Source organism: Solibacillus palustris, from assembly GCF_022549215.1.
Taxonomy (GTDB): domain Bacteria; phylum Bacillota; class Bacilli; order Bacillales_A; family Planococcaceae; genus Solibacillus; species Solibacillus daqui.
Map to the genome: position 1 here is coordinate 69096 of NZ_JAKZFC010000008.1, position 24247 is coordinate 93342.

The following is a 24247-nucleotide window of genomic DNA, read 5'->3' on the forward strand; positions in this document are numbered from 1 at the left end:
TGCGATGAGTACATTATTTCAGCAAGAGCAACAACATTTACAGGATGTTTTGGAGGTAGTGGATCAGCAAACGCAAAAGCTAAAAGCAGAAACATCGAAGCGTCAGCAAGAGGTAGTATCGATTCGACGTCATTTTTGGGATGAGGTAAAAATTAATACCGATACATTTGACGACTTTTTAGAAACCGTTATTAACTTGCGCCAAGAAACGCAAGCTTTAGCAGTTGGCGAAACGACTTATGACCATGTGAAAAAACGTCTAAGTACGTTGCAAAAAATGCAAAACGCTCCTTATTTTGCACGAATTGATTTAAAGGAACAAGGTATGAATGAGGCAGAGCCAATTTATATTGGGATTTCGTCACTAATGGATGAAACTGGTGAGGATTTTATTGTATATGATTGGCGTGCGCCTGTATTAAGTGTGTATTACGATGATGAACCAGGCCATGTAAGTTATAAAACACCGAGTGGAACAGTTGAAGGCGAACTTGAAAAGAAGTGGCAATATTTAATTCGTAACGGCAAGCTAATTTCAATGTTTGATACAAGCCTGACAATTGTAGATGAGTTATTACAAGAGGTGCTTGGGCAAGGTACAAATAAGCAAATGCAAAGCATCGTCTCGACGATTCAACGGGAGCAAAATAAACTCATTCGTCATGAACAGGGCAGAATATTAATCGTCCATGGTGCAGCTGGTAGTGGCAAAACTTCAGCAGCCTTGCAAAGAATAGCCTATTTATTATACAAGCATCGTGCCACTTTAAAGGCCGATCAAGTACTATTATTTTCTCCCAATGGGATGTTTAACAGCTATGTAGCAAATGTCTTACCAGAGCTGGGAGAAGAAAATATGCAACAGACGACATTTCAGGAATATTTGCAGCAGCGTATTGATGGTGATTTTACGCTAGAAACAGCGTATGAACAATTAGAAACACTGTTAACGAACTCCCTTACAGAAAAGATGAAGAGCCGATTTGCTGCCATTCACTATAAAGCATCAACGGCGTTTTTTGCTCAAATCGAACAGTATTTTATAGCTTTAACAGAAAAGGGCATGCAATTTAAACCGATTGTTTTCCGCGGTGAAGAAATTGTTTCTGCGAATGAAATTTCACAACAGTTTTATATGATCTATGGACAATTACCATTTGCAGCCCGTTTAGAAAAGATTCAACAAGGGCTGATTAATACATTAAAAAAACGAGCGAAGTATGAACGTACAAAGAATTGGGTACAAGAAGAAATGGAGTTGTTGAGTGATGTGGCTTTTGAGGAGGCACGTCGCTATTTTGCGAGAAAGAAAGGATTTAAGCGTGAAGAGGTAGAACAATTTGAAATGTCAGAACAACAGCTTGCACAACTACTGGTAGCACGACGTTTTAAGCCGTTACGTGAAGCAATTGAGGCGTTGGAATTTATTGATATACCCGCTATTTATGAAGGGCTGTTTGACGAGAATACTTTTATATCCCAAGATGAGCATTGGGCTGAAATTTGTCAGGTTACAAAGCAACAGCTAGCGTCTGGGATATTGTTGTACGAAGATGCAACGCCTTACGTTTTGTTGAAAGAATGGCTTGTAGGTATGCAAGTGAACCGTCAAATTAAATATATTTTTATTGATGAGGCGCAAGATTATGCACCATTTCAATTTGAGGTGTTGAAGCGTTTATTTCCTGCTGCGAAATTTACGATTTTAGGTGATTTTAATCAAGGGATTTTTTCACACGCACATCAACTCAATAATTTCGAGCACTTAATCGAGCTGTTCGGAGAGCAAGAAACAACACTATTAGCGATGCATCGTAGCTATCGTTCTACAAAATCGATTATTGAATTTACGCGTCAGCTCATTCCAGAAGGACAAGCAATTATTCCATTTAATCGAGCGGGTGACGTGCCAACGCTGACAATACTTCAAAGCAGACAGCAGTTACATGAAAAAATTCAGCATCGTGTTGTAGCCTTGCAGCAACAAGGAATGGCAACGATCGCAATTATTTGTCAGTCTGCGCAAGAGAGTAAAGACGCATATGAAGGATTAGCTAGTTCTATCGATCAATTGAAGCTTATGAAATCGGGTTCTGCCGAATATGAACAAGGTGTGATTATCATTCCGGCGTACTTAGCAAAAGGGATTGAATTTGATGCAGTAGTGATTTATGATGCATCCAAGTATCGTTATGGACAAGAGCGTGTGCGTCGTTTACTTTATACAGCTTGTACTAGAGCGATGCATCAGCTAACACTTTACAGTTTAGGGGAGCCAAGTGGATTTTTACATTCCCCATGTGAACAGGATGTCATTCAAACTATCGTTGAAGGGGAATAAGGCATGCTAAACGAATCAAACAAAGAAATCGCAAAAAATTTTTTACAATTAGTAGCAGATGGGCAAGTGAAAAAGGCATATGAGCTTTATATAGGCGAAGATTTTGTACATCATAATGCGTATTTTGCAGCAGGGAGTGAGGCCTTAATGCGCGGAATGGAAGAAAGTGCAAAGATGACACCCAATAAACAATTTACAGTAAAGCTTACATTAGAAGATGGCAATAAAGTAATGACGTACTCGCATTTAAAGCATAAGCCTGAAGATTTAGGGGTAGTAGTTGTGCATATTGTGCGTATAGATAATGGAAAAATCGTTGAGATGTGGGATGTTGGACAAGCAATCCCACAGGAAATTGTCAATACAGATGGGATTTTTTAAACACTAGTAAGGGTATAGATAGTTAATTACGTGCGTTTTAATAGCACATTCAAGGAAAGGGGGTAGTGGAATGCCAAAAATCATTCCTCATTTATGGTTCGATAAAGAAGCAAAAGAGGCAGCAAACTTTTATGTAAGCTTATTTGATGATTCAAAAATTATTAATGAAACTGTCATTGAAAATACACCGTCTGGAGATACTGAATTTGTAACGGTTCAACTGGCAAATCAAGAATTTCAAGCAATTAGTGCCGGGCCATATTTTCAATTGAACCCGTCCATTTCATTTATGGTAGCTTGTTATTCAAAAGAAGAAGTAGACCGATTGTACGCAGGGTTAAAACAAGGTGGTACAGAACTGATGCCGCTCGGAGAATATCCGTTTAGTGATTGGTATGTATGGGTGCAGGATCGCTACGGTCTGTCTTGGCAACTGATGTTGGTACCTGTAGAAAAAATGCTTCAAAAAATTACGCCAAGCCTCCTATTTTCACATGAAGTTAATGGACGAGCAGAAGAAGCACTGCATTTTTACACAGGTTTATTCCCAATTGCAGAGCTGCAGGAAATAGCCTATTTTGCTGAGGGGGAAGTGCCAGCAAAGAAAGCTAATGTAAGTTTTGCGCGCTTTCAAATAGAGGATACGCAATTTGTTGTAATGGATAATGGAATGGAAGTTGATTTTCATTTTAATGAAGCGGTGTCGTTTATTATTAACTGCAAGGACCAAGAGGAAATCGACTTTTACTGGGCACATTTATCGTATGTCGAGGAGGCGGAACAATGTGGTTGGGTAAAGGACCGTTTTGGCGTGTCGTGGCAGATTGTACCAGCCAATATAGGGGCTATTTTGAATAAGGGTTCGCGTGAGGAAAATCAACGTGTAACAGAGGCGATGCTAAAAATGAAAAAGCTGGATATTGCTGCGCTCGAACGTGCCCGAAATATTTGATTGTGAATACTTGATTAAACCTTCCTAAGTATGATTGAATTACGTTGGAAAGGAGTGGGAATTATATGAAAAAATACATGCTTTTAATGTTAACTGCAATCGCTATGCTTATTATCGCTGCATGTGGTGACAACAATAAGACGGATAGTGGCGAACAGACAACAACTAGCGATTATGCAAACGATGTAAAAGAAAATCCAATTGTAACGATTACAATGGAAAATGATAAGCAAATCGTGATCGAATTGGAGCCAAAAACAGCGCCAAATACAGTGGCGAACTTTATTTCATTAGTGGAAGACGGCTTTTATGACGGTTTAATTTTCCACCGTGTCATTCCAGGATTTATGGTCCAAGGTGGCGATCCAGATGGTACAGGTATGGGTGGTCCAGACTATTCAATTAAAGGCGAATTTTCTTCAAATGGCTTTGAGAATACGCTAGCTCATGAGCGCGGTGTCTTGTCAATGGCTCGTACACAGGATCCAAATTCAGCCGGTTCACAGTTCTTTATTATGACAGAGGCAGCTACTCATTTAGATGGTGAATATGCTGCATTTGGTAAAGTGATCGAAGGGATGGAGGTTGTTGACGAAATCGTAGCAGCAGAGCGCGATAGTAACGACAAACCATTACAAGATCAAAAAATGAAAAAAGTCGAAGTCGATACAAAAGGCTTTGATTATCCGGCACCAGTAACGCAAAAACAATAAAGAAAACCATTAAAATTCGTAGGGCAACAGACGAGTTTTAATGGTTTTTTTCGTCTTGGATAAAGTACATACTTTTTAGTCGGGCCCTCTAAAGCTTGAGGCTCATACGATGTGAGTCATTGGGGGCATGCCAGATGGACGTGGCGTTTTGCCCACTCGGAGCTAGACGTGCACTTTAACGCGTTGTTCATTTAGTGAGTGGAAACTCAGCTCCTAAAGCGATTTGTTCAGAAGGGATTTGTAGTAATTGATGAGTAGTCAAAGGGCCGTTTTTTTCTAAAAAGGCTTCGACAATACGGTAACCGACACAATAACCGATATGTGCGGGGAGTTGCCCGGAAGCGTCACCAAATAAATAACTTTGATGATTATGTAAGCCGCGCAACGCTAAAGCATCTATAAAGTGGGTGTGCCAATAATGTTTTACTTGCTCTAAGTTATAGCGCCTCGTCCAAGAGCTAATGGCATGTTCTCCAAGTAGGCTTTCTACAGCGTGTTCGGCTAAGCCTTCCATCATCACGGAATCTAGTAATGTCGGCAATTCAGACTGATAATGTTGTCGGCAAATATGATGATATTCATGGGTAATGAGGGCGTGAAGCTCTTTTACAGAAACATGATTCGAAATGAATAAACAAATGCCGTGTTTATAGGCGACACCATTTTTCATAAAGCCATGCCGCATTGGCAAAATAGCTACCTGAGTGTTAGGGCCATCCCACATCTTCATCAAATCATAGAGCTGCCGTTTTACAATGTCCCATACATTGAGCTGTAAAGGAAGTGCCCCTGTTTCTAACAATCCTTGCTGGAGAAGCTCATATTGTACGGCTTTAGCTGGAGTGTTTGGGAAAATGGATTGAACAAGTGGATAGGTATGTTGGACGCGCTCTGTTAAATCTTGAAATAAACTTTGCGTATCAAGCACTATCAAATAATCCCTCCTTCATTCTACTATATGATTTGGACGATAGGCTCGTGTGTGCGATTTGCTTATACATATAGTAGGAAAAGAAAGGAGGGGAAAAAATGAATTCAAAAGCAGCTTATGACATGTGCTGTAAATACCACGGCAAGCGTGTCAGAATAACGGATAATCGCGGAAATGTACATGTTGGGCGCATTACAAATGTAGATAATCGAAATGTTTGGCTGATGCCAGATCGTGCAGGTTACGGTATTGGCTTTTGGGGCTTTGGTGAACCTGGATTTGGCTACGGAATTGCATTAGGAGCGATTACAGGCATCGTACTTGCTTCAATTTTTTTCATTTAATGAAAAAAGCTAGCACACTCTGTATTTGTGCTAGCTTTTCATTATTTGCTTGTGAAAAAAATGGCGATTGTACCACGTCCGACATGGGCTCCAATCGCTGAGCCAATTGTTGTCGTTTCAATGGATTTTGGATGAAGTGCTTCTTCGATTGCAACCTTTACGTCGTGCATTAATTCCTCATCATTACTATGAGAAATACCGACAGTTTTATTTGTGAAGTCGCCGCCGCGTTCCTTCATAATGGCAATCATGCGCTGTATTGCTTTTTTAAAGCCACGCGTTTTTTCGAGTGGGACAAGCTTTCCATCATCAATATTTAAAATCGGTTTAATGTTCAGTAGACCCCCCATAAAAGCGCTTGTCTTTGAAATACGCCCACCTATTGCTAAGTGATTTAAATCGCCAACTGTAAATAGGTGTTCCATTGAATCGGCCATATCTGTTAATTGTGCAACAGCGTCGTCAAACGCTACGCCGAATTTATTTAAACGTACTGCTTCTTTAACAACTAAGCCCTGTCCATAAGAAGCGCATTTTGTATCAATAATTGCTAATTTTAAATCTGGGTAGGTTTCAAGTAATTGATTTTTTGCTAAAAAAGCGCTTTGACAAGTACCTGATAAATTTGAAGAAAAGGCAATATAAATCCCTTCATCACCTGATTTTGCTAGTTGTTCAAAAGCGTTTAAAAAGATTTCTAATGAAACTTGTGATGTTTTTAGAATTTCGCCTTCTGCAATTGCTGCGTATACTTGATCATTTGAGATGCCAATAACGTCATCATATTCGACACCTTTCATTAATACACGTAACGGAAAAAGATGCACATCTTCCTTATCAAAATATGATTTTGGTAAGTCTGAACCACTATCCGTAAAAATTTTCATAAAAATCCCCCTTATCTTACTTATTATTAATACTAATATTAATGTTCATTTAAAACTATTTACATTTGTCATAATGATTGTTCTAATTCCCTTATTATAAAATAACTTCTATAAACACTGCACATACTTTTACAAATAATCATGATCAACCAGTTGTATTTCGTGTGCGTTTAACGCCACCAAGCCAATTTGAGCAATACTTGCGTATTCATTACGGTTTAATTGATGATGGTTTAGTCGATGCAAAAGGCAATCCTAAAAATATGGCGCATACGGCTCTCATCTTATCAATGCAAAATACATTAATTGTCGGTATACCATTTTGGTTACAGCGCAAACTATTTGCATGGCTTGTAAAGCAGGGACTTAAAAACACTGCATATAAAGGCTTTGAAAAATATATAGGTAAGCCAGTTCAATAAAAAGGTTATGTTCCTATTATAGATGGTACAAAAAATGACAATATCCAGCGAGAAAATACAGAAAATAAAAACAATTGAACTCTTACAAGACAAAAAATGCTCACAATTGTTGGTAGATTTCTCGTAAATGATGTGCTTTTCAATACCTTACAGCTAAGCATTCTGTATATATTTTAATCTTTTAGCAATTGTGTTACACTACAATAAGGTAATAATTGATATAGAATAAGTAGGTCTCTGCCAATATTATGTTGTCGATAATTTACGGTAGCGCTTTCAAAATTCTAAAAATCTTAATATATATATAAGGGAAGGTAAAAATGAGTAACAAGCATATCAAATCAGACGTTATCTTAATTGGTGCCGGAATTATGAGTGCTACTTTAGGTACAATGCTTAAAGAGTTAGCACCAGAGTGGAAAATTACAGTGTTCGAACAGTTAGCAAAAGCAGGTGAGGAAAGTTCTCACGAATTAAACAATGCTGGAACAGGGCATGCTGCTTTATGTGAATTAAACTACACAAGTGAGAAAAAAGATGGAACAATCGATATTACTAAAGCAATTAATGTAAATACGCAATTCCAAGATTCTTTACAGTTCTGGTCTCACCTTGTAAAAACAGGTCAAATCGAAAACCCTGAAGATTTCATTATGCCTCTACCACATATGAGTATGGTACAAGGTGCAAACAATGTAGAGTATCTTAAGAAGCGACATGCAGCAATGACAGCAAACCCATTGTTCGAAGGTATGGAATACTCTGACGATCCAGAAACACTTAAACAATGGATTCCGTTAATTATGAATGACCGTAAATCAAACGAGCCAATCGCAGCTACAAAAATTGATTCTGGTACAGACGTAAACTTCGGTGCGTTAACTCGTACATTAATTGCCAACTTACAAAAACAAGACGTAGGCGTTAACTATAACCACAGCGTTCTTGATGTTAAGCGTACAAAAGATGGCTTATGGGAAGTTAAAGTTCATGATAAAAATAGCGGTAAAGTTGAATACCACACTGCAAAGTTTGTATTCTTAGGTGCTGGTGGTGGTAGCCTTGAGTTACTACAAAAATCAGGTATCCCTGAGTCGAAACACATCGGTGGTTTCCCAATTTCAGGTGTATTCTTAGTTTGTAACAATGAAGAAGTAATTAACCAACACCATGCAAAAGTATATGGTAAAGCGGCAGTTGGTGCTCCACCAATGTCAGTACCTCATCTAGATACACGTTACATTGATGGCAAAAAATCATTATTATTCGGACCATTCGCAGGCTTCTCTCCGAAGTTCTTAAAAACAGGTTCATACATGGATTTATTCGCATCTATCAAACCACACAACTTAGTAACATTACTTGCTTGTGGTGCGAAAAACATGGACTTAACAACTTATTTAGTAAAAGAAGTTGTAGCATCTAAAGAAAAACGTATTGAAGAATTGCGCCAATTCGTACCAACAGCGAAGAGCGAAGATTGGGAGATTATTGTAGCAGGTCAACGTGTACAAGTAATAAAAGACACAGACGCTGGTAAAGGTACATTACAATTCGGTACAGAAGTAATTAACTCTCAAGACGGGTCAATCGCAGCATTACTTGGTGCATCTCCAGGTGCTTCTACAGCTGTATCGGTTATGTTAAAAGTAATCAAACAATGTTTCCCACAAGAAATGAAAACTTGGGAAGCAAAATTTAAAGAAATGATTCCAGCTTACGGTCAAAACTTAGTTGAAAACACAGCACTTCTACAAGAAGTAAAAGCAACAACTTCTGAAGCGTTAGGCTTAAATAAATAATGATTAAAGAACCTTTAATTTATTCAGAGATTAAAGGTTCTTTTTTAACCTTTTTTCAGTGGGTGTCAAAGCACAAATTATGTCTCAGCGTAATTGATTGGAATAAATGAACCTATAGTAGAAGGCAATACAGTTCATAGTAGGAGGGTTTTTTATGCTATATAAATTAGATTATGATTCACCTATTGGAATTATAGAGATAACAGGTACAGAAAAATATATAACTTCGATTTTATTTCCAGAACGAGAGCTTGTAGAACATAAACAAGTGGAACAAATGCCTGAAATTATAAATACTTGTTATCGGGAGTTAGATGAATATTTCAATGGCAAACGAAAGGATTTTACGGTTGCATACCATTTTGAGGGAACAGAATTCCAAAACAGTGTTTGGCAGGCTTTGACGACCGTACCCTTTGGAAAAACGGCTTCTTATAAAGAGATTGCTCAACAAATTGGTAATGAAAAAGCAGTGCGAGCAGTAGGGATGACCAATAGTAAAAATTTAATTAGTATTATCGTACCGTGCCATCGTGTTATAGGAGCAAGTGGTAAACTGACAGGGTATGCAGGTGGTATTTGGCGAAAAGAGTGGCTACTTGAGCATGAGAAAAAGGATTTTTAAACCATAAAAACTTCACAAGAAGGAAAATGGATTATTTTCAAAATAATGATGTAAGAGCCAAATTTTTGCCTTAAATAATATAGTAAATTGAGAACTGTTCTGTAAACCCTTGTTTACAGGGCTGTTTTTTGTGAGGAGTTTTTTAATGAATGAACAACAATTTGATAAATTTTTAAATATCGAAACAACAGGATTCCAATATGGATTTCCGAAATTAGCAAAATATCATCGCTATGAACCGACACCGTATAGCGGGTTAGAGCAATTGTTTGAAGTATATGCGTTACCGCAGGGAGCCAATTTTTTAGATATTGGCTGTGGCAAAGGACGGGTCCCTATTTATGTACATCACCGTTTTGATATTCCAGCCATCGGTATTGAAATGGATCCAAAATTTTTTGTAGAAGCTGAACATAATGCAGCGCAATATTTGAAAAAGGCAGGGAAGAAGCGTTCATCGCTACAATTTTTTAACATGGTAGCAGAAACTTATCAAATTAAGGTAAAAGATCAAGTCTTTTTCTTCTTCAACCCCTTTTCGATTCACGTGTTTCGTGAGTTCATGAGCAATATTTTAAAATCCTATGAGCAATACACCCGCACAATCGACATTATTTTGTATTATCCATCTCCCGATTACTTGCACTATTTGCACCAAGATTTAGGGCTAGATTATTACTTGAATATAAAATTGCGCAATGAAAAAAATGAAAATGAACGCATTGTAATTTTCCGTCTGCAACCATAAATATTGGGTAAAATTCCCACATAATATTAATCAGTATTTGATTTTATATTCAGTGAAATATAAATTTACATAATTTACTGAAAAATCACACTAGACTAAATATTATGTTTCTATTACAATACAGAAGTTGGATTGCTACAATTTTTTTCAATGAAACTTTTTATTCAGAAAATTATAAAAATAGATTGTGGAAATGAGTTAAATTGATTATAATTATCAGAAATATCAAACAATTAAGCGTTAGTAGGGGGATGCAATGATGACAAAGCACAACAAAATGAAAAAATATGGTTCTTTATTTATTGCAACAGCAATGTTAACGGGGGCTTTAGCGGGATGTGGTACAGATGACTCTAGTTCAACTTCATCAAGTGGTAGTGGTAATTCAGCATCAGGTGATGTCATTAAAATCGGTGCGAACTTAGAATTATCAGGCGCTGTAGCATCTTATGGATCATCTATTAACGACGGTGCTAAATTAGCAGTTGAAGAGATTAACGCTGCTGGCGGCATTGATGGTAAAAAAATCGAGTATGTTCCAGTTGACAATAAATCAGAAACAGCTGAAGCAACTTCTGCAGCGATCCGTTTAGCAGAGCAAGAAAAAGTAGTTGCGATGATTGCTCCAGCAACTTCTGGTAACTCAGTGGCAACAGTGCAAATTGCAAATCAACATAAAGTTCCTATGGTAACGGGTTCTGGAACAGCACCAAACGTTACAGTAAATGACGATGGAACTGTAAATGATTATGCATTCCGTACATGCTTCATCGATCCATTCCAAGGAACTGTTGCAGCAAACTTCGCAACAAATGAGCTACAAGCGAAAAATGTTGCAATCTTTGCGGATAACGCTTCTGATTATGCAAAAGGTTTAGCGGCATCATTCAAAGAAACTATTGAAGCAAATGGCGGTACAGTTGTTGCTGAAGAAGCTTATGTGGCAAAAGATGTAGATTTCAAATCACAATTAACAAACATTAAAGGGAAAAATCCTGATTTCATCTTTATTCCCGGCTATTACGAAGAGGTAGGTATCATCGTTAAGCAAGCACGTGAAGCAGGTATTACAGCTCCATTAATGGGTGCTGACGGTTGGGATTCACCAAAATTAGTGGAATTAGCGGGTGGCGATGCGTTAAACAACACATTCATTACAAACCACTATTCATCTGAAGATCCAGATGCAAAAATTCAAGATTTCGTTACAGCGTTTAAAGATGAGTATGGTCAAGCACCAAATGCCTTCCACGCTTTAGGCTATGATTCAATTTACTTTATTGTAGATGCAATCAAACGTGTTGATGGTGATATTACAGGTGAAGCAATTCAAAAACAATTAGCTGCAACAAAAGATTTAGGCCTTGTTACAGGTACATTCACAGTTGACGAAAACCACAACCCAGTAAAATCAGCAACAGTTCTAGAATTTGTAGACGGTAAGCAACAGTTCAACTCTAAAGTAAATCCTTAATTATTTACAAGTAAGGGGGGCGGAACTAGCCTCCCTTTTTAATATGGTCGAACTTCAATATTAAAAAAAAGGAGTGAAATGTATGGAATGGATTCAACAGCTCGTGAACGGGATTTCGCTAGGCAGTATCTACGCGTTAATTGCATTAGGGTACACGATGGTATACGGGATTATTAAGTTAATCAACTTTGCCCATGGTGACGTATTCATGCTTGGTGCATTCATTGGCTTTTATGCCATTGCGCGTTGGGAAATGAATGTATTTTTAGCACTTGTTTTAGCAATGATTCTCTGTGCAGTTATTGGGGTTATTATTGAGCGTATTGCCTATAAGCGACTTCGAAATGCTACACGTATCGCGGCACTGATTACAGCAATCGGGGTGTCATTACTAATTGAGTATACGGTGATTTTCTTCCGTGGCGCATCACCAGAGGCCTATCCAAATGTATTTACAAAAACGAATTTTGAAATTTTCGGCGTACAAATTAGTACATTATCGATTTTTATTTTATCAATATCCATTTTCTTAATGATTGTCTTGCAATTCATCGTGCATAAAACAAAAATCGGGAAAGCGATGCGTGCGGTATCTCATGATGCGGACGCGGCAAAATTAATGGGGATTAATGTAGACAATACGATTTCTGCAACATTTGCAATTGGTTCAGCGTTAGCTGGTGCAGCAGGCGTTATTTTTGGTATTTACTACACACGTATCGATCCATTAATGGGTATGCTTCCGGGGATTAAAGCGTTCATCGCAGCCGTATTAGGTGGTATTGGTATTATTCCAGGTGCGATGGTTGGTGGGTTATTATTAGGCGTCGTAGAAACAATCGTTTCAGCGCTTGGTTATTCGCTATGGCGCGATGCAGCTGCATTTGTAATCTTAATTTTAATTTTAATTATTCGTCCAGCGGGTATTTTCGGGAAAAATACACGCGAGAAAGTGTAGGTGAGCAGCATGAAAAAATCAAAAATCTTTTGGGGTTATGCCGTTCTAGCACTTGTCATTTATGTTGTTGTTCAATTATTAATCAACAACGGGTTCGTTGCGTTCTACTATCAAAACATGTTAATCACGATGTGTATTAACATTATGCTTGCGGTAAGTTTACACGTTATTATCGGAATTACTGGGCAGTTTTCGATTGGCCATGCTGGTTTCTTAGCGGTAGGTGCATACATTTCCGCCATTTGTACAATGAAGTTAGGGTTACCGTTTGTTACGGCTATTTTAATTGGTGCAGTTGTTGCGGCACTTGCGGGGCTTTTAGTTGGAATTCCGACACTGCGTTTAAAGGGGGACTATTTAGCAATTGCGACATTAGGATTTGCAGAAATTATTCGTATTGTGTTTTTAAACGTGGATTATGTTGGAGGTGCGGCTGGTATATCGGTAACACATCAATCGACATGGACATATGCATTTTTTGGGACATTTATTACAATATTAGTCATTGCGAACTTTACGAATTCACGCCATGGCCGCGCATGTATTTCGATTCGTGAAGACGAAATCGCAGCCGATGCAATGGGTATTAACACAACGTATTACAAAGTAGTCGCATTTGCGATTGGTTCGTTCTTTGCAGGGGTTGCTGGTGCCATTTATGCGCATAACTATTATTTAATTCAGCCAACTGCATTTGGTTTCTTAAAGTCATTTGATATTTTGATTTTCGTAGTATTAGGTGGTTTAGGAAGTCTTTCGGGTTCAGTCATTGCCGCAATTTTATTAACAATTGTTTCAACATACTTACAAGGTTTCCCAGAAACGCGTATGATTATTTATTCTTTAGTGTTAATTTTAGTGATGTTGTATCGTCCAACGGGATTACTTGGCACGAAAGAGATTACAGAATTCTTCAAGTTCGGTAAAAAAGGAGGTACTCGTGTATGAGTAGTACACTTCTTAAAGTAGATAAATTAGGCATTCAATTTGGCGGATTAAAGGCTGTGCAAAATGTAGATCTCCACATGAACAGCGGTGAGTTAATCGGACTAATTGGGCCAAATGGTGCTGGTAAAACAACAACATTCAATATGTTAACAGGTGTTTATGCTCCAACGGAAGGAACAATTACATTTGACGGTAAATCAATTGGCGGGCTAGATCCTTATAAAGTAACGCGCCAAGGGATTAGCCGTACATTCCAAAATATCCGTCTATTTAAAGAACTATCCGTGTTAGACAACGTAAAGGTAGCGAATCATGGCTTAGCAAAGCACAATTTAATTTCGAGCATTTTCCGTTTGCCGAGTCACTTTAAAGGTGAAGTGAAAATGGAAGAAGAGTCGCTAGCATTCTTAAAAATTTTTGGTTTAGATGTCTACCGTGATGAGTTAGCGAAAAACTTACCATACGGAATGCAACGTCGTTTAGAAATTGCGCGTGCACTTGCTGCAAAGCCAAAGTTGCTATTACTAGATGAGCCAGCTGCTGGTATGAACCCGCAGGAAACACATGAGCTTATGGAGTTAATCGCATTTATTCGTAAGGAATTTGATTTAACGATTCTTTTAATTGAGCATGATATGCACTTAGTCATGGGAATTTGTGAGCGTATTTACGTGTTAGACCATGGGCAATTAATTGCGGAAGGAACGCCTGGGGAAATTCGTTCAAATCCAAAAGTTATTGAAGCATACTTAGGTGAGGAGGTTACAGAATAATATGCTAAAAATTAATGACATCGATGTATACTATGGCAATATTCAAGCCTTAAAAGGGCTCTCCCTCGAAGTAAATGAAGGTGAAATTGTTACACTAATCGGAGCGAACGGTGCTGGAAAAAGTACGCTTCTTAAGACGATTTCGGGTTTACTAAAGCCAAAGCGTGGTTCGATTGAATATTTAGGCACCGCGATTGATGGTAAGGCTGCACAATCGATTGTAAAAGCAGGGATTTCGCATGTACCAGAAGGGCGTCGCGTATTTTCAAATATGAGCGTAGAAGAAAATCTAGAGCTTGGTGCGTACTTACGTAAAGATAAGGACGGTATTAAAAAGGATTTAGATCATGTTTATGAACTGTTCCCACGATTACTAGAGCGTCGCAAGCAGCTATCGGGTACATTATCTGGCGGTGAGCAGCAAATGCTAGCAATGGGCCGCGCATTAATGGCAAAACCAAAGCTAATTATTTTGGATGAGCCATCAATGGGTCTTGCACCGCTGATGGTAAAAAATATATTCAATATTATTGAAATGGTTAATAAAGAAGGCGTAACCGTTTTACTAGTAGAGCAAAATGCCAATATGGCGCTTTCCGTAGCAAACCGCGCGTATGTTTTAGAAACGGGTAAAATCGTGCTTTCCGGTACAGCAAAAGAGTTGCAGGAAAGTGAAGAAGTAAAAGCGGCCTACCTAGGGGGACTATAATTTTAATGATGTTTCCTGTAAGCTTATGCTTATAGGAAACTTTTTTTGAATGGGGCGATTTCTATGCAAACGATTGAACAATTGATTGAGACACTACAGCTAGAACCACATCCAGAAGGCGGCTTTTACCGTTCAACGATGCGTGATGATGAAAAGCTAAGCTTAGCGCATGGAGAGCGTCCACTTTATTCAAGCATTTACTTTTTACTACGCTCGCAGGACATTTCACATTTGCATCGGCTTCAATCGGATGAAGTATGGTATTACCACGGTGGTAGTGCTTTAACTATCCATATGATTTATGAGGACGGTACGTATGAGGCAAAGAAATTAGGATTAAATATTGAGAACGGTGAGCAACCACAAATTTTAGTCGAGAAGGGGACAATCTTTGGTTCTTCGGTTGAGGAGGAAAATACATTTGGCTTAGTAGGCTGTATGGTGGCACCAGGCTTTGATTTTGAAGATTTTGAGCTGTTTACACAGCAGCAGTTACTGGAAATCTATCCGAAGCATGAAGTGATAATTAAAAAAATGGCATTTGAACAACTTTAAAAAAGCAAGCCGAACTTAAAAATTTGGCTCGCTTTTATCATTGATAAGGAAACTATAAATTATCGAATTGTAGATAACTTTTACAAAAACTCATCTTCCGTCTAGGCTAAAGCGCCAGCCCCTCGACCATTTCGATCCCTCCTGCAAAAGTGGTGGAGCGTTTACTTTTGCGTCGGGTCCTCCAATGCCTGAGGCTCACACGATGTGAGTCATTGGGGGCATGCCACATGGACGTGGCGTTTTGTCCACTCGGGGCTGAACAGGCGCTTTAGCGCTTTTGTTCATATGATCACCAAATAATAACATCATCATTCGGATATTTTAATGCTAGCTCTATTTCATAATGAAAATAATGCTTTTACTTGCCTACAATTTTATGAGTGGCTTTAATAATATCATCTAAATCCCAATAGTCACCACTTACTGAAGTCTTGTGTTAGGTCTACAATTGGCTGTATTGTAAGCATGGTCTGTCCAATAAGTGAGCTACTTTTAGAGGGCATCACTTATTGCTTGGGTGTGTAGTTGAGTAGTGTAAAAAGTTCGTTCCGTTCTTTGTCTGTTAAATCACGCCATTGGCCGACCTTTAAGTTGCCGATATGGATATTCATAATGCGAATGCGCTGTAGACGTTTTACGGAATAGCCAAGTGCCGAACACATACGACGAATTTGACGGTTCAGACCTTGTTCTAAAATGATTTTAAATACTTGTGAGGATATTTTTTCAACACGGCAAGGCAATGTTTTTGTATCTAAAATTTCTACCCCCGCACGCATCTCTTGTAAAAACTTGTCGGTAATCGGCTTGTCAACTTGTACGACATATTCTTTTTCATGATGGTTTTCAGCACGTAAAATTTCGTTTACGATGTCTCCATCATTTGTTAATAACAATAACCCTTCTGAATCTTTGTCCAAACGCCCAATATGGAAAATACGTAGCGGATGATTGACAAAATCCACGACATTTCCTTCGATATGTTTTTCGGTTGTACTTGTAATGCCTACTGGTTTGTTGAGCACGATGTATACTAGCTGATCTTCACGTTGTACTGGTTTACCATCTACACAAACATGATCGCCAGTTTCTACTTGGCTACCATTTGTTGCAAGTTCACCGTTAATCGTTACTCGACCTTCTTCTACCCATTTATCTGCACCACGACGAGAGATGATGCCTGTTTCTGCTAAAAATTTATTGATACGCATAATTTTTTCACCTACTAATAGAATATCTTCAGTATACAATAATTCATCTCGAAGGTTAATTGTTATGGGCTATATCCGTTATGTTTTGGCGTAATTGTGTCTAGATTTCTTTAAGAGTGCTTGTAAACAATTTTAAAATTCTGTAAATTGTAGTTTAATATTTGAAATTTAATTACTTTTCTGACAATATAAGAATAGAAGATACCTATTTTATTACAGATCATTTTCGGCATGAATGTAAGCTTAAACAAAATTTAATAGGTATGATCACCATTATTTAAGAAAAGGGGAGAATTTTCAATGGCAGAGGTTAATGTAATGACAGGAGTTTATGCAAATCCAAATACGGATGGTGCACTTGTACATTTTAAGGAACGTTATGACAATTTTATTGGTGGCGAATGGGTTGCACCAGCAAATGGTGAATACTTTGACAACGTTACACCTGTAACAGGTAAAGTATTTACACAAATTGCCCGTTCTACAGAAGCAGATATTGAATTAGCTTTAGATGCGGCTCATGCGGCTAAAGATGCATGGGGAACAACGTCGGTAACAGAGCGAAGTAATATTTTGTTAAAAATTGCAGATCGTATCGAACAGAACTTAGAAATGTTAGCTGTTGCAGAAACTTGGGACAATGGTAAAGCTGTGCGTGAAACATTAAATGCCGATCTGCCACTTGCGATTGATCACTTCCGTTATTTTGCTGGTGCATTAAGAGCACAAGAAGGTTCTCTTAGCCAAGTAGATGAAAATACAGTTGCTTATCATTTCCATGAACCAATTGGAGTAGTAGGGCAAATTATTCCTTGGAATTTCCCATTGTTAATGGCGGTATGGAAACTAGCACCTGCACTTGCTGCTGGAAACTGTGTTGTTCTTAAACCGGCTGAGCAAACACCAGCATCAATTTTAGTATTAGCTGAGTTAATTGAAGATTTATTACCTCCTGGAGTATTAAATATTGTAAATGGTTTTGGCTTAGAAGCAGGAAAGCCGTTAGCATCGAGCCCACGTATCGGTAAAATTGCCTTTACTGGTGAAACGACAACAGGTCGCTTAATTATGCAATACGCATCACAAAATTTAATTCCTGTAACATTAGAGCTTGGTGGGAAATCACCTAATATATTCTTTGAAGATATAATGGATGCAGATGATGCATTTTTAGATAAGGCAGTAGAAGGCTTTGTATTATTTGCCCTTAATCAGGGGGAAGTATGTACATGCCCATCTCGTGCGCTTATTCAAGAATCAATTTATGATAAATTTATGGAGCGTGTATTAAAGCGTGTAGAAGCGATTCAACTAGGAAACCCACTTGATCCAAATACAATGATGGGTGCACAAGCTTCTTCTGAGCAAATGGAAAAAATTCAATCTTATTTACAAATTGGGAAAGAAGAAGGCGCAGAATGCTTAAGTGGTGGTGAGAAAAATGATCTTGGCGGCGAGTTCGCAGAAGGTTATTACATTAAGCCAACAGTATTCAAAGGACATAACAAAATGCGTATTTTCCAAGAAGAAATTTTTGGTCCAGTAGTAGCTGTTACAACATTTAAAACAAAAGAAGAAGCGCTTGAAATTGCGAACGATACATTATACGGCTTAGGCGCTGGTGTTTGGACGCGCGATATGAATACAGCGTATCGCTTCGGACGTGGTATTGAAGCGGGTCGTGTTTGGACAAACTGCTACCATGCCTACCCAGCACACGCAGCGTTTGGTGGCTACAAAATGTCTGGTGTTGGACGTGAGAATCATAAGATGATGCTTAGTCATTATCAACAAACGAAAAACTTATTAGTAAGTTATGATGAAAACCGCTTAGGCTTCTTCTAAGAAAGAGGAGGTGCGGAAATTTGGTTGAACGTGTTATCGCAACCGAAGAAGCATTGCAGCTAATCGACAAGTTAAAAGTTCGTCATGGTCCCATTATGTTTCATCAATCAGGTGGCTGTTGTGATGGCTCGTCACCGATGTGTTATCCTGATGGGGATTTAATTGTTGGGAAACAAGATATTTTATTAGGCCATCTTGGTGGCAGCCCATTTTATATGCACAAAAATCAATATGATTATTGGAAACATACACAAATTATTATTGATGTTGTGGATGGACGGGGCGGGATGTTTTCGCTTGAAGGTGTGGAAGGGAAGCGTTTTTTATCTAGATCTCGGGCATTTTCTAAAGAAGAGCTAGAGCAACTATCATCGTAAATTACGAAAAGGCTATGCGATTTTGCATAGTCTTTTTTCATGGCAAAAAATTAGGCGTATAATGAATCGTAGGAGTGTGAAGCTATGGACAAGAATCATTTTATAACAAGCCTTCAGCAAAACTATGAAAGAATGTCACTATTTTTTAATGCAGACATGACACCTGCCATTAAAGTGCCGCTAGCCGTGCAATATTCATTTTCACGTGAAACGTTTCATGGTATGCAATATGAAGCACAAATGAAAAACTTGCAACGAAAAGCTGTAAAACAATCGCTAATCGAATTCTTTTCTAATGTATCGACAAAATCGGTTCTAAGCTATAAAGTAGCGGTGCATCTGATTTTACATGATCAAACCGAGCAAGAAATTCAGCGTATAGCGCAAAATGAGCGTTATCTTGAAGCAGCGGGTTTTGCAAGCAGCACCTATCAATCCATTGCCGCGCTGTTTTTAATCGATGAAGCACATGCTAAGCGTGCCAAGCAGTTACATAGTGAGATGAAAAGGCAGCATCAATTTTTGACTGGTAAAGATGATATTCCGTATGCGGTTTTATTAACGAGAGAGCAAGCAGATGCTAAGTTACAAGGTCAGACGATGCGTCGTTATTATGATGCGCTTATACAACAAGACTTTAAGCGCGGTGATGCACTACAAGCGATGACACAGTTATTAACGATGTATGATGTACAGTTTGAGCCATTGTTAATAGATTATGTTGTTGCGATTCGAGCACATTTAAAAAGGGAAAACATAAAGGTGCGACGTAATTTTTATCCATTTATTGCGATGCTTGCACTGACACGCGCGAATGAGGATGTGCTTAGTGATGTTGTGATGCTGAATAATGAACTGAAGCAGCTGAGCATGTTTGCGTTAGAGCCCTCGCTCGCTTTGATGACGGCAACACAGTTTGTGCTACAGCAATTGATTGAAAACGATCAGCTTCAACAATTCAATGACAGCTTATTGTTTTTACAGGCATTAAATATGAGTGATTTTTTACATGATGCAGGCTTTACGATAGCATTTAATATTTTTGATTTATTCATTTAAAAGGAGTGAACACGATGCAACAAACGAAACTATGGATTAATGGTGTGTGGGAACAAACAGCGGAAACGACGGAACTTACGGCACCTTACACAGGAGAGGTTATTGCACAGGTAGCAAAAGCGACGATTTCAGATGTAGAACGTGCGATTGAAGGAGCACATCAAGCATTTCAGACGTTTCAAAAGATGCCTGCTTATGAGCGTGCAGAAATTTTATATAGAGTAGTAGCCATTATGCGTGAGCGAAAACCAGAGCTGGCGCAAATCTTAGCAAATGAAGCGGCAAAGCCATTATCAGCGGGGCTGGGTGAATTGGATCGTACCATTGCGACCTATCAATTTGCCGCAGAGGCCGCAAAAAATTTAATAGGTGAAACTGTGCCAATGGATGCAGCTCCAGGCGCGGCAGATTATATTGGTTATACAAAGCGTGTACCATTAGGCGTTGTTTCAGCAATTACGCCATTTAACTTTCCATTTAATTTAGTTGCGCATAAATTAGGTCCAGCATTTGCGGTCGGCAATACGGTAGTATTAAAACCAGCATCACAAACACCAATAAGCGGGCTTGTTATGGCGGAAATTTTTAAGGAAGCCGGCTTACCTGATGGTGCACTACAAATTGTCACAGGCAGTGGGGCTGAGTTAAGCGATACATTAGTAACGCACCCACTGGTTAAAAAAGTGACGTTTACAGGTAGTGGTGCGGTAGGGTTAAAAATAAAAGAAAAAGTAGGGTTACGTAAAATCACATTAGAGCTCGGTTCGAATGCGGGCGTCATTGTCGAGCCGTCAACAGAACTCGATAAAATGATGAAACGTTGTGTTGGTGGAGCATTTGGCTTTGCGGGACAAGTATGTATTTCTCTTCAACGCATTTATGTACACAGCGCAATCTATGAAGAGTTTACAAAAAAGTTTGTAGAAGAAACGGAGAAATTAGTTGTTGGTGACCCGTTTGACGCAAACATTGATATCAGTGCGATGATTCACCCAAATGAGGTAGCCCGTATAAAAAACTGGATTGAAGAAGCAAAGATACAAGGGGCACAAGTCGCAACAGGTGCTGAATTTACAGAACGCACATGTACGCCGACTGTCATGGTAAACGTAAAGCCAACTATGAAAATTGTTTGTGAAGAAACATTTGCACCGGTTGTATCCATTGTTCCTTACGACACACTCGATGAAGCAATTGCATTTGTGAATGATACCGAACTCGCACTAAATGCGGGAATTTATACAAATAATTTAATGGATGCATTAAAAGCAGCAGATGAACTGCAAGCAGGCGCGGTTATTATTAATGATATTCCAACATTCCGAACAGATAATATGCCGTATGGCGGTGTGAAAATGAGTGGTTATGGTAAAGAAGGTATTAAATATGCAGTGGAAGAAATGACTGACTTAAAATTGATTGCTATGAAGCGAAATATTTAATCTTCGTACTAGTACACCATTGACTAAAAATAGTAACATGGAGAGTAGACAAGAAAGGTGGAGCATTATGAAAAAGACCTATCCAATGAGTTATTCTAAGGCAAATCAAACGCGATTAGTTTTACCTCCTGATACGAACCACCATCATTCGATTTTCGGTGGTAGGGTTTTAGCATATATCGATGAAGTAGCCGCTATCGCAGCAATGAAGCATTCACAGGGGGAAGTAGTAACAGCTTCTTTTGACTCTGTAGATTTTGTCTCATCTGCTTATGCTGGTGATGTGATTGAACTTGAAGCAATGGTAACAGGTACAGGGCGTACATCGATGGAAGTGTATGTCCGTGTAGTATCGCGTAACGTTAAAACGGGGGCGAAAAAGCTAACAACCGAGTCATTCGTAACGATGGTCGCAATTGATGAAGAGGGATCTCCAAAAGAAGTGCCAGGTGTTGAACCGGAAAATGATTTTGAGCGTCATTTATTTGAGACTGGGCCAATTCGCCAAGAGCATCGTAAGCAAAAACGTGCGTTATCAAAAAAACGTCGCGGATAAAATGAAAGGGACTGTGCGAAAAGTAAATACTTTTCGCGCAGTGCTTCGTTCGTGTATTAATTATCCGCTGCAGGCGGTGCTTCTGCGGTGGTCGAAATAAGATTTCCACCATCCTCGGCGCAAAGGGGGTGTCCCAGAATCACTTCTCGGACACCCCCTTTTGGTATTAGTCATGTAATTCATGTACGATGTGTAACAGCGAATCGGACGATGTTGAAACTAGGTTTGTCGTATGCGTAAGACCTGTAATAACGGATGTAATGGAGTGAATGTCTTCGTTTGTATTTTCGTATTGTGTTTTAATACCTGATACAGCTTCTGTAATCGATGTGAACGAATCGGCCAAACTTTTTTGTGTATCGACGCTCATTTTTACTTGCTCGTCTACGCTTGAAACAGAATCTGACATTTGTGAAATATTAACTTCCGTTTCTTTAATTAAATGCGACACGTTTTGTACGGCGTTTTTCGTTTCTTCTGCTAGTTTTCGAACTTCATCGGCTACGACAGCAAAGCCTTTACCGTGTTCGCCGGCACGCGCAGCTTCAATCGAGGCATTTAACGCTAATAAGTTTGTTTGGTCGGCAATGCCTGTTACGAGTCCAACAATATCAGCAATTTTCTGAGAAGACTGACGTAGCATAACCATCGACGTTTCGAGTGTATCAACGCGGTCTAAAATGGTTGTCATAATGGCCGTTTGATTGACTAAATACGTTGTGCCTGTCATTGATTTTTCTTCCGTTTCGGCAACTAAGTGTAGTCCTTCTTTTGTATTCGTCGCAATTTCCTCGGATTGATTGACGATTTCCTGTAGCGAGCTATTTGTTTCATCACTAATAAGATTGAGTTCCTGAGCAGTTGTTTGAATACGGTCGATTAAACGCATCTTAATATTTTCTGCCTCTGTACGAATGCGCTGTTCTTCAATTTCATATGCTTCGATTACGAGTTGTTGCTCAAAGTTAATCATTTTAGAAAAGGCATTAACTGCTTTTGCCATATCATGTGAGGACATATCAATTTTTTCGATAAATAAAATAAACGTACTCATCAATGATTGGAATGAAGCAATATACCATTTTGACTTCAAGCCAATACGTACATGGACTTGGGCGATAGTTTGGCGTTCCATTATGTAATTAGAATCAATTTTACATTTAAAAATACCTTCTAAATGTCGGTGGAGCGTAATTTTTAGACGCTCAATTTGTGTTGTATGTTTAATAATATTCACTAATTCTGGACTGAGTGTTACAGCTGCATAAAATTGTTCTACCATAACTGGAATGATCTCTGGTGCATAGGGCTCTAACTGCTTAATAATAGCTAAGTCTTCGGTTGTTAAATTCAATAATTGTAGTTGCTTATTTAAGTCAGGATAATTTGAAACGTCTAAATGTATTTCATGAGAATATTTCGCGCTATCAAAAAAAGACTGATTTGAAACTTTCGATGATTTCGAAAACCAACTTACCATAGTATTCCTCATTTCGTATTTTTTACATATTCATATTTTACTATTTTTTGAATGAGTTATCAGTAATATTTTAGTATAAATTCTATATTTGACTAAATTTGTATTTCTATTTTGTACGATGTATTATAAATAATAGATAAAGGTGCTATCAATTACGTCTCGGTGTAATTGAGTCCAGATTATTTTCGGGTTTGCTCGAATAATTCCTCTAAAGATCTGTGACATCCACGGAGCAATAATTTAATTCAGTCGAGAATTAGTCTATCACTGAATTGAAGGAAATACTTTACATTCTCGCCCCTCATATAGAAGTAGGGGACTTTTGTACCTGTTGCTTTTCTTATGGTACAAAAAGAATTTGCCAAAGCAAGTAAAATTATTAGAAAAGGACGTTGTAAAAATGAAGTTTCATAAAGGGCGTTTGAAGTTTGTGTTGCCGATTTCTTTAGGGGTTGCTATTGCTTCTTACATTATGTTAGCAAATAAATTCCAAGAAGTAGCAAGTCGTGATCGGATATTCATCGTTATTGGTGCAACAATTTTAACAGCGGTTATTGCGTATTTTTTATTCCCGCAAGAGGGCGATAATCCAAATGATCGAGGGCCATATTAACACGTACATAGTTTTTAATAATCTTAGGTATGGCAACCTAAGATTTTTTTTAGTTTGTGAAACTTTTACAACCGTCAAGCGTAAATAAGATAACAAAACAA

25 protein-coding genes and 1 pseudogene are annotated in these 24247 nt (G+C 38.4%); 21 read left to right on the forward strand and 5 right to left on the reverse strand.

Annotated features, from left to right (window positions below; all coding sequences use genetic code 11):
• The first annotated feature begins 4 nt into the window (after positions 1 to 4).
• From helD to LZ480_RS16710, 4 genes are all read left to right on the forward strand, one after another.
• Positions 5 to 2341: an RNA polymerase recycling motor HelD gene (gene helD, locus LZ480_RS16695; protein WP_241370684.1), complete on the forward strand. Its 2337-nt coding sequence runs from the start codon at positions 5 to 7 to the stop codon at positions 2339 to 2341.
• Between the two features lie 3 nt (positions 2342 to 2344).
• The gene (locus tag LZ480_RS16700; protein ID WP_241370685.1) at positions 2345 to 2722 is read left to right on the forward strand and encodes a nuclear transport factor 2 family protein; all 378 of its coding nucleotides are present in this window, start codon (positions 2345 to 2347) and stop codon (positions 2720 to 2722) included.
• A gap of 70 nt (positions 2723 to 2792) precedes the next feature.
• Entirely contained in the window at positions 2793 to 3674 is an 882-nt protein-coding gene (locus tag LZ480_RS16705) for a VOC family protein (protein ID WP_241370686.1), read from the forward strand.
• Positions 3675 to 3739: 65 nt separating this feature from the next.
• The gene (locus LZ480_RS16710) at positions 3740 to 4387 is read left to right on the forward strand and encodes a peptidylprolyl isomerase (RefSeq protein WP_241370687.1); all 648 of its coding nucleotides are present in this window, start codon (positions 3740 to 3742) and stop codon (positions 4385 to 4387) included.
• A gap of 187 nt (positions 4388 to 4574) precedes the next feature.
• Here LZ480_RS16710 and LZ480_RS16715 read toward each other — a convergent pair whose 3' ends face one another.
• A complete protein-coding gene (locus tag LZ480_RS16715; RefSeq protein WP_241370780.1) occupies positions 4575 to 5315 on the reverse strand; it encodes a DUF2268 domain-containing protein in 741 nt (246 codons plus the stop codon).
• A 101-nt stretch (positions 5316 to 5416) separates the two neighbouring features.
• On the opposite strand from LZ480_RS16715, the gene LZ480_RS16720 reads away from it, so the two are divergent.
• Positions 5417 to 5662 carry a hypothetical protein gene (locus LZ480_RS16720; protein ID WP_241370688.1) on the forward strand — a complete coding sequence of 82 codons (246 nt, stop codon included), beginning with the start codon at positions 5417 to 5419 and terminating at the stop codon, positions 5660 to 5662.
• Positions 5663 to 5703: 41 nt separating this feature from the next.
• Here LZ480_RS16720 and LZ480_RS16725 read toward each other — a convergent pair whose 3' ends face one another.
• The gene (locus tag LZ480_RS16725) at positions 5704 to 6549 is read right to left on the reverse strand and encodes a DegV family protein (RefSeq protein ID WP_241370689.1); all 846 of its coding nucleotides are present in this window, start codon (positions 6547 to 6549) and stop codon (positions 5704 to 5706) included.
• A 164-nt stretch (positions 6550 to 6713) separates the two neighbouring features.
• Between LZ480_RS16725 and LZ480_RS16730 the strand changes: the two genes are divergently transcribed.
• The 10 genes from LZ480_RS16730 (at position 6714) to LZ480_RS16775 (ending at position 15563) form a co-directional block, all read left to right on the forward strand.
• Entirely contained in the window at positions 6714 to 6971 is a 258-nt protein-coding gene (locus tag LZ480_RS16730) for a hypothetical protein (RefSeq protein ID WP_241370690.1), read from the forward strand.
• A 320-nt stretch (positions 6972 to 7291) separates the two neighbouring features.
• Positions 7292 to 8773: a malate:quinone oxidoreductase gene (locus LZ480_RS16735; RefSeq protein WP_241370691.1), complete on the forward strand. Its 1482-nt coding sequence runs from the start codon at positions 7292 to 7294 to the stop codon at positions 8771 to 8773.
• Positions 8774 to 8927: 154 nt separating this feature from the next.
• Complete coding sequence (locus LZ480_RS16740; protein ID WP_241370692.1) at positions 8928 to 9398, forward strand: methylated-DNA--[protein]-cysteine S-methyltransferase; 471 nt, start codon at positions 8928 to 8930, stop codon at positions 9396 to 9398.
• A 145-nt stretch (positions 9399 to 9543) separates the two neighbouring features.
• Positions 9544 to 10146 carry a class I SAM-dependent methyltransferase gene (locus tag LZ480_RS16745; protein WP_241370693.1) on the forward strand — a complete coding sequence of 201 codons (603 nt, stop codon included), beginning with the start codon at positions 9544 to 9546 and terminating at the stop codon, positions 10144 to 10146.
• Positions 10147 to 10405: 259 nt separating this feature from the next.
• Positions 10406 to 11620, forward strand: a complete 1215-nt coding sequence (locus LZ480_RS16750; protein WP_241370694.1) for an ABC transporter substrate-binding protein — start codon at positions 10406 to 10408, stop codon at positions 11618 to 11620.
• 82 nt (positions 11621 to 11702) lie between these two features.
• Entirely contained in the window at positions 11703 to 12578 is an 876-nt protein-coding gene (locus tag LZ480_RS16755) for a branched-chain amino acid ABC transporter permease (protein WP_241370695.1), read from the forward strand.
• A 9-nt stretch (positions 12579 to 12587) separates the two neighbouring features.
• Positions 12588 to 13526: a branched-chain amino acid ABC transporter permease gene (locus tag LZ480_RS16760; RefSeq protein ID WP_241370696.1), complete on the forward strand. Its 939-nt coding sequence runs from the start codon at positions 12588 to 12590 to the stop codon at positions 13524 to 13526.
• Positions 13523 to 14299, forward strand: a complete 777-nt coding sequence (locus LZ480_RS16765; RefSeq protein ID WP_241370697.1) for an ABC transporter ATP-binding protein — start codon at positions 13523 to 13525, stop codon at positions 14297 to 14299. Before LZ480_RS16760 ends, LZ480_RS16765 begins: the two co-directional genes overlap by 4 nt.
• A 1-nt stretch (position 14300) precedes the next feature.
• On the forward strand, positions 14301 to 15008 hold the full coding sequence (locus LZ480_RS16770; protein WP_241370698.1) for an ABC transporter ATP-binding protein: 708 nt from the start codon (positions 14301 to 14303) through the stop codon (positions 15006 to 15008).
• Positions 15009 to 15071: 63 nt separating this feature from the next.
• A complete protein-coding gene (locus LZ480_RS16775; protein ID WP_241370699.1) occupies positions 15072 to 15563 on the forward strand; it encodes a cupin domain-containing protein in 492 nt (163 codons plus the stop codon).
• 506 nt (positions 15564 to 16069) lie between these two features.
• Here the strand turns inward: LZ480_RS16775 and rluF are convergent.
• Positions 16070 to 16774 (reverse strand): 23S rRNA pseudouridine(2604) synthase RluF, encoded by a 705-nt coding sequence (rluF, locus tag LZ480_RS16780; RefSeq protein ID WP_241370700.1) that lies wholly within the window; start codon positions 16772 to 16774, stop codon positions 16070 to 16072.
• A gap of 318 nt (positions 16775 to 17092) precedes the next feature.
• Here rluF and adh point away from each other — a divergent pair, with 318 nt between their 5' ends.
• The 5 genes from adh (at position 17093) to LZ480_RS16805 (ending at position 22053) form a co-directional block, all read left to right on the forward strand.
• Positions 17093 to 18619: an aldehyde dehydrogenase gene (adh, locus tag LZ480_RS16785; protein WP_241370781.1), complete on the forward strand. Its 1527-nt coding sequence runs from the start codon at positions 17093 to 17095 to the stop codon at positions 18617 to 18619.
• 20 nt (positions 18620 to 18639) lie between these two features.
• Complete coding sequence (locus LZ480_RS16790; protein ID WP_241370701.1) at positions 18640 to 18996, forward strand: DUF779 domain-containing protein; 357 nt, start codon at positions 18640 to 18642, stop codon at positions 18994 to 18996.
• An 84-nt stretch (positions 18997 to 19080) separates the two neighbouring features.
• A complete protein-coding gene (locus LZ480_RS16795; protein ID WP_241370702.1) occupies positions 19081 to 20055 on the forward strand; it encodes a DUF4003 family protein in 975 nt (324 codons plus the stop codon).
• A 14-nt stretch (positions 20056 to 20069) separates the two neighbouring features.
• Positions 20070 to 21497 (forward strand): aldehyde dehydrogenase family protein, encoded by a 1428-nt coding sequence (locus tag LZ480_RS16800; protein ID WP_241370703.1) that lies wholly within the window; start codon positions 20070 to 20072, stop codon positions 21495 to 21497.
• Between the two features lie 67 nt (positions 21498 to 21564).
• Entirely contained in the window at positions 21565 to 22053 is a 489-nt protein-coding gene (locus LZ480_RS16805; protein WP_241370704.1) for an acyl-CoA thioesterase, read from the forward strand.
• Between the two features lie 166 nt (positions 22054 to 22219).
• Here LZ480_RS16805 and LZ480_RS20155 read toward each other — a convergent pair whose 3' ends face one another.
• Positions 22220 to 22942 (reverse strand): methyl-accepting chemotaxis protein, encoded by a 723-nt coding sequence (locus LZ480_RS20155; protein WP_456299983.1) that lies wholly within the window; start codon positions 22940 to 22942, stop codon positions 22220 to 22222.
• Between the two features lie 42 nt (positions 22943 to 22984).
• A pseudogene (locus LZ480_RS20160) lies at positions 22985 to 23545 on the reverse strand (protoglobin domain-containing protein); the annotation flags it as partial.
• A 388-nt stretch (positions 23546 to 23933) separates the two neighbouring features.
• On the opposite strand from LZ480_RS20160, the gene LZ480_RS16815 reads away from it, so the two are divergent.
• The gene (locus tag LZ480_RS16815; RefSeq protein WP_241370706.1) at positions 23934 to 24146 is read left to right on the forward strand and encodes an acyltransferase; all 213 of its coding nucleotides are present in this window, start codon (positions 23934 to 23936) and stop codon (positions 24144 to 24146) included.
• The last annotated feature ends 101 nt before the right edge of the window (positions 24147 to 24247 follow it).

What these genes read in the sequence shown, in the direction of transcription:
- helD (WP_241370684.1), top strand. Translation starts at nt 5, where the DNA reads ATGAGTACATTATTTCAGCAAGAGCAACAACATTTACAGGATGTTTTG.
- LZ480_RS16700 (WP_241370685.1), top strand. Translation starts at nt 2,345, where the DNA reads ATGCTAAACGAATCAAACAAAGAAATCGCAAAAAATTTTTTACAATTA.
- LZ480_RS16705 (WP_241370686.1), top strand. Translation starts at nt 2,793, where the DNA reads ATGCCAAAAATCATTCCTCATTTATGGTTCGATAAAGAAGCAAAAGAG.
- LZ480_RS16710 (WP_241370687.1), top strand. Translation starts at nt 3,740, where the DNA reads ATGAAAAAATACATGCTTTTAATGTTAACTGCAATCGCTATGCTTATT.
- LZ480_RS16720 (WP_241370688.1), top strand. Translation starts at nt 5,417, where the DNA reads ATGAATTCAAAAGCAGCTTATGACATGTGCTGTAAATACCACGGCAAG.
- LZ480_RS16725 (WP_241370689.1), bottom strand. Translation starts at nt 6,549, where the DNA reads ATGAAAATTTTTACGGATAGTGGTTCAGACTTACCAAAATCATATTTT.
- LZ480_RS16735 (WP_241370691.1), top strand. Translation starts at nt 7,292, where the DNA reads ATGAGTAACAAGCATATCAAATCAGACGTTATCTTAATTGGTGCCGGA.
- LZ480_RS16740 (WP_241370692.1), top strand. Translation starts at nt 8,928, where the DNA reads ATGCTATATAAATTAGATTATGATTCACCTATTGGAATTATAGAGATA.
- LZ480_RS16745 (WP_241370693.1), top strand. Translation starts at nt 9,544, where the DNA reads ATGAATGAACAACAATTTGATAAATTTTTAAATATCGAAACAACAGGA.
- LZ480_RS16750 (WP_241370694.1), top strand. Translation starts at nt 10,406, where the DNA reads ATGACAAAGCACAACAAAATGAAAAAATATGGTTCTTTATTTATTGCA.
- LZ480_RS16755 (WP_241370695.1), top strand. Translation starts at nt 11,703, where the DNA reads ATGGAATGGATTCAACAGCTCGTGAACGGGATTTCGCTAGGCAGTATC.
- LZ480_RS16760 (WP_241370696.1), top strand. Translation starts at nt 12,588, where the DNA reads ATGAAAAAATCAAAAATCTTTTGGGGTTATGCCGTTCTAGCACTTGTC.
- LZ480_RS16765 (WP_241370697.1), top strand. Translation starts at nt 13,523, where the DNA reads ATGAGTAGTACACTTCTTAAAGTAGATAAATTAGGCATTCAATTTGGC.
- LZ480_RS16770 (WP_241370698.1), top strand. Translation starts at nt 14,301, where the DNA reads ATGCTAAAAATTAATGACATCGATGTATACTATGGCAATATTCAAGCC.
- LZ480_RS16775 (WP_241370699.1), top strand. Translation starts at nt 15,072, where the DNA reads ATGCAAACGATTGAACAATTGATTGAGACACTACAGCTAGAACCACAT.
- rluF (WP_241370700.1), bottom strand. Translation starts at nt 16,774, where the DNA reads ATGCGTATCAATAAATTTTTAGCAGAAACAGGCATCATCTCTCGTCGT.
- adh (WP_241370781.1), top strand. Translation starts at nt 17,093, where the DNA reads ATGACAGGAGTTTATGCAAATCCAAATACGGATGGTGCACTTGTACAT.
- LZ480_RS16795 (WP_241370702.1), top strand. Translation starts at nt 19,081, where the DNA reads ATGGACAAGAATCATTTTATAACAAGCCTTCAGCAAAACTATGAAAGA.
- LZ480_RS16800 (WP_241370703.1), top strand. Translation starts at nt 20,070, where the DNA reads ATGCAACAAACGAAACTATGGATTAATGGTGTGTGGGAACAAACAGCG.
- LZ480_RS16805 (WP_241370704.1), top strand. Translation starts at nt 21,565, where the DNA reads ATGAAAAAGACCTATCCAATGAGTTATTCTAAGGCAAATCAAACGCGA.
- LZ480_RS20155 (WP_456299983.1), bottom strand. Translation starts at nt 22,942, where the DNA reads ATGCGTTTAATCGACCGTATTCAAACAACTGCTCAGGAACTCAATCTT.
- LZ480_RS16815 (WP_241370706.1), top strand. Translation starts at nt 23,934, where the DNA reads ATGAAGTTTCATAAAGGGCGTTTGAAGTTTGTGTTGCCGATTTCTTTA.